The sequence below is a fragment of the Stutzerimonas degradans genome, from assembly GCF_024448505.1.
Classification (GTDB): Bacteria; Pseudomonadota; Gammaproteobacteria; order Pseudomonadales; family Pseudomonadaceae; genus Stutzerimonas; species Stutzerimonas degradans.
In genome coordinates this window covers 83,631-97,460 of the sequence record NZ_JAMOHV010000005.1, presented here as the reverse complement: position 1 = coordinate 97,460, position 13,830 = coordinate 83,631, and the positions used below count along the sequence as shown (strand labels likewise).

The 13,830-nt window shown below is 63.9% G+C and carries 14 protein-coding genes; 7 read left to right on the top strand and 7 right to left on the bottom strand.

Going from position 1 to position 13,830, the window contains the following annotated elements:
• Entirely contained in the window at positions 1-984 is a 984-nt protein-coding gene (locus NAV27_RS09135; RefSeq protein WP_008570201.1) for an alpha-L-glutamate ligase-like protein, read from the top strand.
• A gap of 59 nt (positions 985-1,043) precedes the next feature.
• Positions 1,044-2,387, top strand: coding sequence for an aminodeoxychorismate synthase component I (pabB, locus tag NAV27_RS09130; RefSeq protein WP_102829278.1), 1,344 nt, complete (start codon positions 1,044-1,046; stop codon positions 2,385-2,387).
• Between the two features lie 51 nt (positions 2,388-2,438).
• Here pabB and thrH read toward each other — a convergent pair whose 3' ends face one another.
• A complete protein-coding gene (gene thrH, locus NAV27_RS09125) occupies positions 2,439-3,056 on the bottom strand; it encodes a bifunctional phosphoserine phosphatase/homoserine phosphotransferase ThrH (protein WP_102829279.1) in 618 nt (205 codons plus the stop codon).
• On the opposite strand from thrH, the gene NAV27_RS09120 reads away from it, so the two are divergent.
• Positions 2,940-3,977 (top strand): phosphoadenylyl-sulfate reductase, encoded by a 1,038-nt coding sequence (locus NAV27_RS09120; RefSeq protein WP_256055299.1) that lies wholly within the window; start codon positions 2,940-2,942, stop codon positions 3,975-3,977. The genes thrH and NAV27_RS09120 overlap by 117 nt on opposite strands.
• Positions 3,978-4,025: 48 nt before the next feature.
• Here NAV27_RS09120 and cysB read toward each other — a convergent pair whose 3' ends face one another.
• Together cysB and NAV27_RS09110 are read right to left on the bottom strand one after the other, a co-directional pair.
• Entirely contained in the window at positions 4,026-5,000 is a 975-nt protein-coding gene (gene cysB, locus NAV27_RS09115) for an HTH-type transcriptional regulator CysB (RefSeq protein ID WP_008570207.1), read from the bottom strand.
• Positions 5,001-5,254: 254 nt separating this feature from the next.
• Complete coding sequence (locus NAV27_RS09110; RefSeq protein ID WP_102829281.1) at positions 5,255-6,214, bottom strand: putative 2-dehydropantoate 2-reductase; 960 nt, start codon at positions 6,212-6,214, stop codon at positions 5,255-5,257.
• Positions 6,215-6,460: 246 nt separating this feature from the next.
• On the opposite strand from NAV27_RS09110, the gene NAV27_RS09105 reads away from it, so the two are divergent.
• Entirely contained in the window at positions 6,461-7,537 is a 1,077-nt protein-coding gene (locus NAV27_RS09105) for a 3-deoxy-7-phosphoheptulonate synthase (protein ID WP_102829282.1), read from the top strand.
• Between the two features lie 37 nt (positions 7,538-7,574).
• On the opposite strand, the gene NAV27_RS09100 is transcribed toward NAV27_RS09105, so the two are convergent.
• Positions 7,575-7,868 carry a GNAT family N-acetyltransferase gene (locus NAV27_RS09100; protein ID WP_102829283.1) on the bottom strand — a complete coding sequence of 98 codons (294 nt, stop codon included), beginning with the start codon at positions 7,866-7,868 and terminating at the stop codon, positions 7,575-7,577.
• Between the two features lie 396 nt (positions 7,869-8,264).
• Here NAV27_RS09100 and NAV27_RS09095 point away from each other — a divergent pair, with 396 nt between their 5' ends.
• On the top strand, positions 8,265-8,519 hold the full coding sequence (locus tag NAV27_RS09095) for an Lpp/OprI family alanine-zipper lipoprotein (protein WP_008570211.1): 255 nt from the start codon (positions 8,265-8,267) through the stop codon (positions 8,517-8,519).
• Positions 8,520-8,609: 90 nt separating this feature from the next.
• On the opposite strand, the gene NAV27_RS09090 is transcribed toward NAV27_RS09095, so the two are convergent.
• From NAV27_RS09090 to NAV27_RS09080, 3 genes are all read right to left on the bottom strand, one after another.
• Positions 8,610-9,575 carry a L,D-transpeptidase family protein gene (locus NAV27_RS09090; RefSeq protein WP_008570212.1) on the bottom strand — a complete coding sequence of 322 codons (966 nt, stop codon included), beginning with the start codon at positions 9,573-9,575 and terminating at the stop codon, positions 8,610-8,612.
• Positions 9,576-9,642: 67 nt separating this feature from the next.
• Positions 9,643-9,924, bottom strand: a complete 282-nt coding sequence (locus NAV27_RS09085; RefSeq protein ID WP_008570213.1) for a hypothetical protein — start codon at positions 9,922-9,924, stop codon at positions 9,643-9,645.
• A gap of 84 nt (positions 9,925-10,008) precedes the next feature.
• Entirely contained in the window at positions 10,009-10,626 is a 618-nt protein-coding gene (locus NAV27_RS09080; protein WP_102829284.1) for an arylesterase, read from the bottom strand.
• A 10-nt stretch (positions 10,627-10,636) separates the two neighbouring features.
• Here NAV27_RS09080 and NAV27_RS09075 point away from each other — a divergent pair, with 10 nt between their 5' ends.
• Complete coding sequence (locus NAV27_RS09075) at positions 10,637-11,323, top strand: ABC transporter ATP-binding protein (protein WP_102829285.1); 687 nt, start codon at positions 10,637-10,639, stop codon at positions 11,321-11,323.
• On the top strand, positions 11,320-13,824 hold the full coding sequence (locus tag NAV27_RS09070) for an ABC transporter permease (RefSeq protein ID WP_102829286.1): 2,505 nt from the start codon (positions 11,320-11,322) through the stop codon (positions 13,822-13,824). Before NAV27_RS09075 ends, NAV27_RS09070 begins: the two co-directional genes overlap by 4 nt.
• Positions 13,825-13,830: the final 6 nt, after the last annotated feature.

The window sequence follows — 13,830 nt, the reverse complement described above, 5'->3', positions numbered from 1 at the left end:
ATGTTCGGCCTGATCAAGACGTGGAAGGCCCTTGAAGCCAAAGGCATCATGGGCATCAACCGGCGCAATGCGGACTACGTGCTCAAGTACAACAAGCGGCACCTGTACCCGATCGTCGACGACAAGATCATCACCAAGCAGCGCGCCATCGAGGCGGGCATCCACGTGCCGGAAATGTACGGGGTGATCGAGACCGAGAAGGACATCGAGAAGCTCAAGGACATCGTCCGCGACCACCACGATTTCGTCGTCAAGCCCGCGCAAGGTGCCGGCGGTGACGGCATCCTGGTGATCGCCGACCGTTTCGAGGGTCGCTACAAAACCGTGTCGGGGAAGATGCTTAGCCACGACGAGATCGAGCATCAGATTTCCAACATCCTCACCGGCCTTTACTCCCTCGGCGGCCACCGCGACCGCGCACTGATCGAATACCGCGTCACACCCGACCCGATCTTCAAGAGCATCAGCTACGAAGGGGTGCCGGACATCCGCATCATCGTGCTGATGGGTTATCCGATCATGGCCATGCTGCGCCTGCCGACTCGCCAGTCCGGCGGCAAGGCGAACCTGCACCAGGGCGCTATCGGTGTAGGGGTCGACCTGGCAACCGGCATCACGCTGCGTGGAACCTGGCTGAACAACAAGATCACCAAGCACCCGGACACCGGCAATGCTGTGGACGGCGTGCAGCTGCCCAACTGGGACGGTTTCATGAAGCTGGCCGCCGGCTGTTACGAGCTGTGCGGGCTGGGCTATATCGGCGTCGACATGGTGCTGGATGTCGACAAGGGCCCGTTGATTCTGGAACTCAACGCACGTCCCGGCCTGAACATCCAGATCGCCAATGACTGCGGCCTGACCCACCGGGCGCACGCCGTGGAAACCCGACTGGCCGAACTCAAGGAGAAGGGCATTCAGGAAACCCCGGAAGAGCGCGTCAAATTCTCCCAGGAGCTGTTCGGCCACGTTCCGGCCCACAGCTGACGCCGCACATCGAGTCGCCCGGCCTTCGTGGCCGGGCCCGACTCGCCAAGACGACCGCCATGCCCATCTGCACGCTCCACCCGCTGCCCTATCACGCCGATCCCGGTCACTGGTTTGAACGCATTCACGACGCCCCCGGCGCGGTACTGCTGGATTCCGGCCGGCCACAGGCGACGCGTGGCCGCTACGACATCATCAGCGCCTGGCCGGAGCAGATTCTCACCCCGGCGGCCGATGAAGGCGGTGTGGCGTTCTTCCAGCGCCTGCGTCTGGCGCTGGCCAGCCTCGGCCCGGCGGACGCTCCCGACGCTTACGAGCTGCCGTTCCTTTGCGGCCTGATCGGCCTGCTTGCTTACGACTTCGGTACCCGCCTGGAAGAACTGCCGCAAACGGCGGTGGACGATCTCGCTCTGCCGGTCGCGCGCTTCGGGCTCTATGCCTGGGCCTTGATCAATGACCACCAGCGGCGCACGGCGCACCTGCTGTTCCACCCCGCCCTCGCGCAGGCTGAGCACGCGCGCTTGCTGAGCCTGTTCCAGCAGCCTGCCGCTGCACCGAGTGCCCAGCCATTCAACCTGCGGTCGCGATTTGGTGGTGATCTCGACAGAGAGCGCTATCGCTGTGCCTTCGAGCGCATCCAGGACTACATCCGCGCCGGCGACTGTTATCAGGTGAACTTCACGCAACGCTTTCGCGCCGCCTACCAGGGCGACCCCTGGCTTGCCTATCGCGCATTGCGCGCGGCCTGCCCCACCCCGTTCGCCGGGTTTGTCGCACTGGAAGATGGCGCCATCGCCAGCCTGTCCCCGGAGCGGTTTCTGCAGCTGAGCGACGGCACGGTGGAAACCCGTCCGATCAAGGGCACACGTCGCCGTCAGGCGGATCCGGCCGCGGACCTGGCGCTGGCCGAGGAGCTGCTCGCCAGCGAAAAGGACCGTGCCGAGAACCTGATGATCGTCGACCTGCTGCGCAACGACCTGGGTCGCAGCTGCGAGATCGGCAGCGTGCATGTGCCCGAACTGTTCGCGCTGGAAAGTTACCCCAACGTGCATCATTTGGTCAGCGCCGTGCGCGGCACGCTGGCCGCCGGCAAGGATGCCTTCGACCTGTTGGCCGGCAGCTTTCCGGGTGGCTCGATCACCGGCGCCCCGAAGATCCGCGCGATGCAAATCATCGACGAGCTGGAGCCAACCCGCCGCTCGATCTACTGCGGCTCGCTGCTGTATGTGGATGTACGCGGAAGGATGGACAGCTCGATCACCATCCGCACCCTGTCGCTGCGCAACGGCCAGGCATGCTGCTGGGGTGGCGGCGGCATCGTCGCCGATTCGCAATGGGAGGCGGAATATCAGGAGTCGATTGACAAGGTGAAGGTGCTGCTGGAAACCCTGGAGGGGCTGTAGCACTAGGCTGGAAGCGACCGGCCGGAGCCGGTCGCCGAGTCGGAACGGCTGTCAGAGCACCAGTTTGCGATTCGAGGCCTTGAGGAACTCTTGTTTCAGATCGGCGTAGCTATGTACCGCCGGGAATTGCGGGAACTCGGCGATCACGTTGTCCGGCGCGTGGAACAGGATGCCCGCATGCGCTTCGCTGAGCATGGTGGTGTCGTTGTAGGAATCGCCGGCTGCGATCACCCGGTAATACAGGCTCTTCAGCGCGATGACCGACTGACGCTTGGGGTCCTTCTGGCGCAGCTGATAATCCACCACGCGGTCGGTGTCATCGGTGATCAGGCGGTGGCACAGCAGCGTCGGGAAGCCCAGTTGACGCATCAGCGGCTGCGAGAACTCGTAGAAGGTGTCCGACAGGATCACCACCTGGAAACGCTCGCGCAGCCAGTCGACGAACTCCACTGCACCTTCGAGCGGCTTGAGTGTGGCGATTACCTGCTGAATGTCCGAGAGCTTGAGGCCGTGCTCGTCGAGAATGCGCAGACGCTGCTTCATCAGCACGTCATAGTCGGGAATGTCCCGCGTGGTCGCCCGCAGCGACTCGATTCCGGTGGCCTCTGCAAAGGCAATCCAGATCTCCGGAACCAGTACGCCCTCCAGGTCGAGACAGGCTATTTCCAAGGGCCACTCCTCATTCATGTAGAAAAGAAAGGCGGCACTCTATCGGCAACGCAGAGGCGGCGCAACGCGGCGCTTATAGCCGAAACGCACTATATATGCGAACAAAGGTTATTTAGTGACATAACTGCTCTTTGCTACCATCCGCCGCCACAGAGCGCCCAGCGCCGATCAAAGGAAAGCCGCCCGATGAGCCCATCTATCGACGTCGCCGAACTGGCCGCCGCCTATGCCACCAAATCGCCCCAGGACATTCTCAAGCTCGCCTTCGACTTGTTCGGCGACGAGCTGTGGATTTCCTTCAGCGGCGCCGAGGACGTGGTGCTGGTTGACATGGCTTGGAAACTCAACAAGAACGTCAAAGTATTCAGTCTGGATACCGGGCGCCTGCATAGCGAAACCTATCGCTTCATCGAACAGGTCCGCGATCACTACGGGATCGCCATCGAGATCATGTCGCCGGACCCTGCACTGCTCGAGCCGCTGGTAAAGGAAAAGGGACTGTTCAGCTTCTATCGTGACGGTCACAGCGAATGCTGTGGCATCCGCAAGATCGAGCCGCTGCGGCGCAAGCTCGCCGGAGTGCGAGCCTGGGCGACCGGCCAGCGGCGCGACCAGAGCCCCGGCACACGCAGCCAGGTCGCCGTGCTGGAAATCGACAGCACCTTCTCGACCACGGAGCGCACGCTGTACAAGTTCAACCCGTTGGCGCAGATGACCAGTGAGGAAGTCTGGGGCTATATCCGCATGCTGGAAATCCCCTATAACAGCCTGCATGAGCGCGGATTCATCAGCATCGGCTGCGAGCCGTGCACTCGGCCGGTGCTGCCGAATCAGCACGAACGGGAAGGCCGCTGGTGGTGGGAAGAAGCCACCCACAAGGAATGCGGGCTGCACGCCGGCAATCTCATCGCCAAGCAATAACGCGGCAAGGCGGCGCGTGCGCCGCCTGCCTCAGCGCACTCCTACCAACTAGTAGACGGGCAGTTCCACGCCCTCGAACAGCTCATCCAGCTCGACCTTGTTGCGGCACTGAATGGCCTTGTCGAGCATCGTCCGATCGAGATGCGGGGCGAACTGCTCGATGAAGTCGCACATGAATCCACGCAGGAACGTGCCGCGGCGAAAGCCGATCTTGGTCACGCTGGATTCGAACAGCTCGCTGGCGTCGAGCACCACCAGGTCGGCGTCGAGTCTGGCGTCGACCGCCATCCGCGCGACGATCCCTACCCCCAGTCCCAGTCGGACGTAGGTCTTGATCACGTCGGCATCCGCCGCGGTGAACACCACTTTGGGCGACAGGCCATGATGGCTGAAGGCCTCGTCGAGCTTGGAGCGACCAGTGAAGCCGAATACGTAGGTGACGATCGGATGTTCGGCCAGCGCTTCGAGGGTGAGTTTCTCCAGCTTGGCCAGGGGGTGCCCCTGCGGAACGATCACGCAGCGATTCCAGCGGTAGCACGGCATCATGATCAGGTCGCCGAACAGCTCCAGACCTTCGGTAGCGATGGCGAAATCGACAGTCCCGTCCGCGGCCATCTCGGCAATTTGCGTGGGCGACCCCTGATGCATGTGCAGCGACACATCCGGGTACTGCTTGATGAACGTGCTAATGACCCTCGGCAGGGCATAGCGCGCCTGGGTGTGCGTGGTAGCGATGCTCAGCGTGCCCTTCTTTTCGTTGGAGAACTCCTGCGCGATCTGCTTGATGCTTTCACATTTGCGCAGAATTTCGCCAGCCGTGGTAATGATGCGCTCGCCAGCGGGCGTGACTCGGGTCAGGTGCTTGCCACTACGGGCGAAAACCTCGACGCCCAACTCGTCTTCGAGCAGGCGAATCTGTTTGCTGATACCAGGTTGTGAAGTGAACAGGCTTTGTGCAGTCGCCGAAACATTGAGGTCATGGTGCGCCACTTCCCAGATGTAACGCAGTTGCTGGAGCTTCATAGATAACCCTCAAAGACAAAGACGCCACGCTGGATGCTGATCCGCCATTCTTATAACCGAATTAGCATTTTTTTATTGGATGATATATCTATCCGCGACTTTCTACTGCGCGACCTTCGTCGCGCAAGCCCTTACAGAAAACACGGCTTCACGTTGAGCTTAGCAGCCCGAAGGCGCCGCGGAGCCGCGTCAGCCGGGGGCCAGCGCCTGCCCCTGAATGTTTTTGCACGCGAAGCCTGCGCGACGGAAGGCCGTCAGCGACGATCCGTCGCATAGCGCGCAAGGAACGACAATGCCCGGTACAGCGCCTGCGTGCGCGGCATGGCACAGCTGGCCTGCTCGGCTGCGGCCAGCGGCGCGGCATAAAGAGCCGTCAATTCCAACGGTCGCCGATGCGCATGATCGTGATACATGCTCGGCAGATAGTCCGGCAGCTGCGCGGTGCCTTCGATCAACTTGTCCGCCAGGCCGGACGGCAAGGTGAAGCCACAGGCCACTGCCGCAGCAACCACTTCATCCATGATCGAGCGGATCAGCGCACGGCTGTCGACATCCGCCAGCAGCGCCGCCGTGCCGGCATTGAGCAGCACCGAGAGACCGTTGAACGGTACGTTCCAGACCAGCTTGATCCAGCGCGCCTGCTCCAGGCTGGACATGGCGACCGACCCCACACCGGCCGCCTTGAGCATCGCGACACCCGCAGCGAGCACGGCCTGGCGCGCCTCGTCACTATCGGCCGGCCCTGAGTGATAACCGAGGTTGATGCTACCCAGCGCCTGATGCTCGACCACACCGGGCGCGCTGCGATGGGCATAAATGGCGCACAGCCCGCCCAGCAGATGCACTCCGGCCGGCAGCAATGGGCGGATCTCGTCTTCGACTGCCAGGCCGTTCTGCAACAGCACTACTTTCGCCCCAGGCGCCGCGACCTGCGCGATGGCGGGCAGCAGAGCCGTCGTGGCGGTGCTCTTGGTCGCGACGAACAGCCAATCACAGGCCGGCATCTGATCGGCGCTGCGATAAGCCTGCACATTCGCCAGATGCTGGCTGCCGAACACCGCGCTGTTCACCCGCAAGCCGCGCTCACGCACCGCCTCGTACTCGCTGCGCAGCAGGAAATGCACGTCGTGCCCGGCCAGTGCCAACTGCATGCCGTAGTAGCCACCGATGGCGCCGGTACCAATGATTGCAATGCGCGGGCGAGATTCAGACATCCAGGAACTCCGATATAAAGAAGGCGATGCGGCACGATAACAGCCGGCGACGGAGCGGCACAGCGCCGCCCTGCTGCCGCCAGCGGCGCCAACCGGCCAACTCCTGGCGCATCGGCGGCGGCACTGAATGTCGTTGTCGAGCCTGCATGTTTAGCGCTAAGGTTCCGTCTCCCCCGCTGCGCCCCATGCCTGCTCCGCCGCACCGGGATGGCTGGCGGACGGCACCCGAGACCTGACGAGTAACACATGGCCGATTTACCCATCAACGACCTTAACGTCGCCTCTAACGTCACCCTGATCACCCCGGAACAGCTCAAGCAGGAACTTCCCCTGACCGACTCCGCCTTGCGCACCGTCGCCCATGGGCGCCAGGTCGTGCGGGATATCCTCGACGGGAAGGACCATCGCCTGTTTCTCGTGGTCGGCCCCTGCTCGATTCATGACCTGAAGGCCGCGCACGAATACGCCGAACGTCTCAAGGTGCTTGCCGAGAAGGTGTCCGACAGCCTGTTCCTGATCATGCGGGTGTATTTCGAGAAGCCGCGCACCACGGTGGGCTGGAAAGGTCTGATCAACGATCCTTACATGGATGACTCGTTCAAGATCCAGGATGGCTTGCATATCGGCCGCAAGCTGCTGCTCGATCTCGCGGAAATGGGCCTGCCGACGGCCACCGAGGCGCTGGACCCCATCTCTCCGCAGTACCTGCAGGACCTGATCAGCTGGTCGGCCATCGGCGCACGCACCACCGAGTCGCAGACCCACCGTGAAATGGCGTCCGGCCTGTCATCGGCGGTCGGTTTCAAGAACGGCACCGACGGCAGCCTGACCGTCGCGATCAACGCCCTGCAGTCGGTTTCCAGCCCGCATCGTTTCCTCGGCATCAACCAGGCCGGTGGCGTATCCATCGTTACCACCAAGGGCAACAACTATGGGCACGTCGTGCTACGTGGCGGCAACGGCAAGCCCAACTACGATTCGGTCAGCGTGACGGTTTGCGAGCAGGAGCTGACCAAGGCCGGCATCCGCCCGAACATCATGATCGACTGCAGCCACGCCAACTCCAACAAGGATCCGGCACTGCAGCCACTGGTGATGGACAACGTCGCCAACCAGATTCTGGAAGGCAACGCTTCGATCGTCGGCCTGATGGTGGAGAGCCACCTGGGCTGGGGTAATCAGCCGATCCCCAAGGATCTGGCGGAACTGACCTACGGCGTCTCGGTCACCGATGCCTGCATCGACTGGGAGACCACCGAGAAAGCCATACTCGGGATGCACGCCAAGCTGCGCGAAATCCTGCCCAGCCGCCGACGCGGCTGACAGGATTCAACAGAACGCCGGCCCTTGCCGGCGTTTTTCATTCCTGCTCGTCTTGCTGTCCGCCTGGCGAGTTCTGCCGCTCAATGTAACGCTCCACATAGGAGCAGGACGGGATGACGCTGTAACCCTCCTGCTCGGCGAACTCCAGCGCGTGCTGTGCCAGCACCGCCGCGATGCCGCGACCACGCAGTGCATCCGGAACGAAGGTGCGATAGATGTCCAGCGTCTGCTTGCCGAGGTCCATGTAAGCCAGATAAGCGCAATGGCCCTCGACGTTGACCTCGAACCGATGTCCGCTCCGATCATGGTGCACGGTAAGTGTGTCGCTCATTTCGACTCCTCAGCAGGATCAGCCAATCTTGTTATTGTTCGCCCGGTTGCATGCATGGGCACTCGGGCTGCCTGAGAACCAGCGTTCTTTTCTACCCGCTTCTGTCGATTTCGACCAGTGTTGGCGTCAATTCCGGCCGCAGGAAAAGCGCACGGCCTTTGCCAACATTCAGCACAAGCCGATGGCGTTCACTACACTGCGTCAAGTAAACAGACCTGTACTGGATGTTTTTTATCCAACTTACAGTCGAGGAGCCGAGGGGCTGCCGGAGTTTTCCAAAAAAACGCTCATGCAGCTCGTCGACTCGGTTTACTTAAATGAAGTTACAGGTAGTATGTGCGCGCAAACTTTCCATAACGGAAGTTGCTTATGGATTTCCACCTTAAGGGGAACACGATGAACAACGTTCTGAAATTCTCTGCTCTGGCTCTGGCCGCAGTTCTGGCTACCGGTTGCAGCAACAGCATGACCAAAGAAAGCGAAGCCCGTCTGACTGCTACCGAAGACGCCGCTGCCCGCGCTCAGGCTCGTGCCGACGAAGCCTACAGCAAGGCTGACGAAGCTCTGGCTGCTGCTCAGAAGGCTCAGCAGACCGCTGACGAAGCTAACGAGCGCGCTCTGCGTATGCTGGATCGCGCCAGCCGCAAGTAAGCTTCAAGGCAACAAAAAAAGCCGACCTACAAGGTCGGCTTTTTTATTTGCCGCAATGCGCCCCGCGGACAACGCCACGGGGCTTAAAGTTCAAAAAACTTGCTCTTCATGACTGGCTATGGATACCGATTGCTGATCGGCAATCTCGATCGGCAAACCGTCTTCGCCAGCGACGATATCCCGGATCATCTCCCAATCCAGATGCAGAGTGCGCATCTGCTCGTCGCGCTTGAGCAGTGTATTGACGACTACGGCGTGCTTGTCCATCAGCGTCAGTTTCTTCTCTTCGTCTTCCAGCGGCGCATGGGCCTCCAGGTAAACCTTGCCGTCGCTCACGCCAAACTTGTACGGCTCGTCGATGATGCGCACCGGCGTTCCCACCTTGACCATGCGGGACAGCTCGAGGACGTTGTTGTTGAGCATACGGAAACAGCCGTGGCTGACGCGCATGCCGATGCCGAACTTCTTGTTCGAGCCATGAATCAGGTAGCCCGGGATGGCCAGACTCATCTTGTACGGGCCCAGCGGGTTATCCGGTCCCGGCGGCACCACCGTCGGCAACGGATCGCCGTCCGCCGCGTGCTCTTCGCGAATGGACTTGGGCGGATACCATGCCGGGTTGGCGGTCATGGCGGAAATACGTGTGCTGCCTACTGGCGAACCCCAACCTTCGCGCCCGATACCCAGCGGATAGGTGTGGACCACGCTGCCACCGGCCGGGTAGTAGTACAGGCGGTACTCGGCGATGTTGATCACGATGCCCTCACGCGGCCCTGGCGGCAGAATGAAGCGCGTCGGCAGGATGATGTCGGTCCCCTCGCCCGGCAGCCACGGATCCACGCCCGGATTGGCTGCCACCAGTTCGGAGTAGCCCAGATCGTTGGTTTCGGCAATCGCAGCGAAGGTGTCTTCGTACTTCGCCTTGATCACGCGGATCTGTCCGACTACATCTTCGCCCTCAGGCGGCAAAGGCAGCTCCAGCGCGACGCTCTGGCCAGCCGCCAGCAAAGCCGCAAGGGACAAACAGGAGGCGACAGCAGACGCACGCGAAAGCATTACGGAAAACCCTTGGCTGATTGATCGAATTGACGGCGATTGTACTCGAAGCCGGCGTTGCCGGCGCCTACCAGGCACTTACCGCGGACGGAAGGCCCTTGCTGCGCGCATCCAGCAACTGCAGACAGGCCGGACACAGGCGCCGGTCCTTCAGCGTCTCGCGCTGCAGGTCCTGCCAGCGCGGCTGCGCCGGCAGCAGGCCACCGCACAGCGTGCGATCCGCGTTACCACTCAGCTCCAGCTGGCGCAGCGCCAGATGCAGACGATTCTCGCGGCAGGCGAACAGGTCAAACTGCTCGTCCGGCACGATGAGTCGATAGGCATACAGGGTCTTGGCTGAGCGCGGCATCGAGTGCTCCCGTTCGAGGGGCGCGACAGTAGCTTCGCGCTCGCGCCAGCGCAAGGGCCTCGGGGGCCTCGGGCAGACCAGCGTTCAGCGCTGTGGGGCGAGTAATGGCGCAAGCGCCGGCCAGACGTTATCAAGAAGCTGAGCTTGCGCCGACGCGGTCGGATGCACGCCGTCGCCCTGCATCATGCCGGGCTCTCCGGCGACCCCTTCGAGCACGAACGGAACCAGCGCCACGTCGCGCTCATCGGCCAGCTCGTGGTACACCCGGGCGAAGGCCTCGGTATAGCGGCGCCCATAGTTCGGCGGCAGACGCATGCCCAACAGCAGCACCTGGGCGTCGGCCTGCTGCGACTGCTCAATCATCGCCGCAAGATTCTGTTTCAATTGCGCGGGCGACTGACCACGCAAGCCATCGTTGCCGCCCAGCTCGAGAATCACCACTTCCGGCCGGTGCTCCGCGAGTAGCGTTGGCAACCTGGCGAGCCCGCCAGCACTGGTGTTCCCGCTGATCGAGGCGTTCACCACGGAGCGCGGTCGGGCCTGCTCGGCGAGGCGCTGTTGCAGCAGATGCACCCAGCCCTGGCTGGTTTCCAGGCCGAAAGCGGCGCTGATACTATCGCCGACCACCAAGACGGTTCCCGCCAGCGCGCCCTGCGCCCACATCACCAGCAGCAGGACCCCGCCTTTCAGCCAACTTCGCATCGGATTCTCCATGAGCGCCAGCATTCTCATCGCCCGGCACCTTAACAAAGTGGTTCCCAGCGCGGAAGGCGAGCTGCATATCCTCAGCGACCTCTCGCTGGAGCTGGCGAAGGGCGACAGCCTGGCCATCGTCGGCACTTCCGGCTCGGGCAAATCCACCCTGCTCGGCCTGCTCGCCGGGCTCGACCTGCCCAGCGCTGGCGAAGTACAACTGGCCGGCCACTCGCTCGGCATGCTGAACGAGGATCAGCGCGCGCGGGTTCGGGCCGAGCATGTCGGTTTCGTTTTCCAATCCTTCCAGCTGCTCGACAGCCTCGATGCGCTGGAGAACGTGATGCTGCCGCTGGAACTCGAAGGCCGTCGCGACGCCGCCCAACGCGCCCGGCAGTTGCTCGAGCGTGTCGGCCTCGGTACGCGCCTGCATCACTATCCACGCCAGCTGTCCGGGGGCGAGCAGCAGCGTGTGGCGCTGGCACGCGCCTTCGCCGCGGAGCCCGACGTCCTGTTCGCCGACGAGCCGACCGGCAACCTCGATAGCCATACCGGCGCGCACATCAGTGACCTGCTGTTCGAGCTCAATCGCGAGCGCGGCACCACCCTGGTACTGGTGACGCACGATGAGCGCCTGGCCCGCCGCTGTCGCCATCTGCTGCGTCTGGAAGGCGGTCACCGCGTCGACAACGGGCCTGCCGCATGAGGCGTGTGCCGATCCGTCGTCTCGCGGCGCTGGCATTTCGACAACTGCTGCGTGACGCCCGCGCCGGCGAGCTGCGCGTGCTGTTCTTCGCCCTGCTGATCGCCGTCGCGGCGAGCACTGCAATCGGCTATTTCGGTGCGCGCCTGAACGACGCCATGCAACTGCGCGCCAGCGAATTCCTCGGTGCCGACCTGGTGCTGCAAGGCAGCGCCGAAGCCCAGCCCCAGCAGATCGAGGCTGGCCGACAACTGGGACTGACGCACGCGCGCGTGGTCGAGTTCTCCAGCGTGGTCGCCACCGACGACAAGCTGCAGCTCACCAGCGTCAAGGCCGCCGACAGCGCCTACCCGTTGCGCGGCGAGCTGCGCAGTGCCGCCGCACCCTACGAACAGGAGACACCGGGGCCAGGACCGCGACCGGGCGAAGCCTGGGCCGAGTCCCGCCTGCTCACCGCCCTTGAGTTGGAAATCGGTGATCTGATCGAGGTCGGCGACAAGTCGCTGCGCCTGACCCGCGTGCTGACCTACGAGCCGGATCGCGTCGGCGACTTCTACAGCCTGACCCCGCGCGTGCTGATGCACATGGACGACCTGGCCGCCACCGGCGTGGTGCAGCCGGGCAGTCGAGTGCGTTACCGCGAGCTGTGGCGTGGGCCGGCCGAGACGCTCGCCACTTACCGGCAACAGCTCGAACCGGGGCTGCTGGCTCATCAGCGCATCGAGACGGCCGGCGACAGCAACCGGCAGATCGGCGGCGCGCTGGGGCGCGCCGAGCGTTATCTGAATCTGGCGAGCCTTGCCGCGATCCTGCTGGCCGGCGTTGCCGTGGCGCTGTCGGCCGCGCGCTTCGCCGCGCGCCGCTTCGATGCCAGCGCGCTGTTGCGTTGCCTGGGGCTCTCGCGACGGGAAACGCTGCTGCTGTACGCCCTGCAACTCGGGCTGCTCGGCGCGCTGGCCAGCGTCGTCGGCGCACTGCTCGGCTGGGGCGCGCAACACGGGCTGTTCTATCTGCTGCGCGACGTGCTGGCGCAGGAAATTCCGCCCGCCACCCTGTGGCCGGCACTGGCCGGCATCGCCACCGGTCTGGTCGCCCTCGCCGGCTTCGCCCTGCCGCCGCTGGCGGCGCTCGGCCGTGTCCCGCCGCTGCGGGTACTGCGGCGCGATCTGCTGCCAGTGCCGCCGAGCAGCTGGCTGGTGTACGGCACGGCGATTCTCGCGCTCGGCCTGATCATGTGGCGGCTGAGCCTGGACCTGAAGATCACCCTCGCCCTGCTTGGCGGCGGGCTGCTGGCCACGCTGCTGCTAGGCGGCCTGCTGCTGCTCGGTCTGCGCGGCCTGCGCCGGTTGCTGGCAGGTGCGGCGCTGTCCTGGCGGCTGGGCCTGGGCCAGTTGTTGCGACACCCGTTGGCGGCGGCCGGGCAATCCCTGGCGTTCGGCCTGATCCTGCTGGCGATGGCGCTGATCGCTCTGTTGCGCGGTGAGCTGCTCGATACCTGGCAGGATCAGCTACCGCAGGACGCCCCCAACCATTTCGCACTCAACGTGCTGCCGGCGGAAAAGGATGCCTTCGCCGCGCGCATCGCCAGCCTGTCGACGGTGGCGGCACCGCTGTATCCGGTCGTTCCCGGGCGGCTGGTGGCGATCAATGACGAACCGGTGCGCCAGCTGGTGAGCAAGGATTCGCAGGGCGACCGCGCCGTGCGCCGTGACCTCAGCCTGACCTGGTCGGCCGAACTGCCGGCCGACAACCACCTGACCGCCGGAACCTGGTGGCAACCCCAGGCCGCGCAGCAACTCCCCGGCGTGTCGGTCGAAGCCGAACTGGCCGAGAGCCTCGGCGTGCAACTGGGCGATCGCCTGACCTTCAGCGTCGGCGGCCTCAGCCGCGATGCCCAGGTAACCAGCCTGCGCGAAGTCAACTGGGACAGCTTTCAGCCCAACTTCTACATGATCTTCGAGCCCGGCACCCTGCAGGACATGCCCGTCACCTACATGACCAGCTTCTATCTGCCACCCGGCAAGGAGCGCGAGCTGGTCGAGCTGGCGCGCGCCTTCCCCGCCACTACGCTGCTGCAGGTCGAAGCGCTGCTCGCACAGTTGCGCAGCATCCTCACCCAGGTGTCGCTGGCGGTGGAGTACGTGCTGCTGTTTGTCCTCGCGGCCGGGCTCGCCGTGCTGTTCGCCGGCCTGCAGGCCACGCTGGACGAGCGCATCCGCCAGGGTGCGCTGCTGCGCGCGCTGGGTGCCGAGCGCAGTCTGCTGCTCAGGGTGCGTCGCGCCGAGTTCGGCATGCTCGGCGCGGCCAGCGGCGTGCTCGCCGCGCTGGGTTGCGAGCTGGTCAGCGCGCTGCTCTATCGCTTCGCCTTCGAGCTGCCCTGGCAGCCGCATCCCTGGCTGTTTTTGCTGCCGCTTCTTGGCGCGCTGCTGGTCGGTGGTGCGGGTGTGCTCGGCACCCGCCGCGCGCTCGATGCCAGCCCGCTCGGCGTGCTGCGCGAGGGCTGACGACTC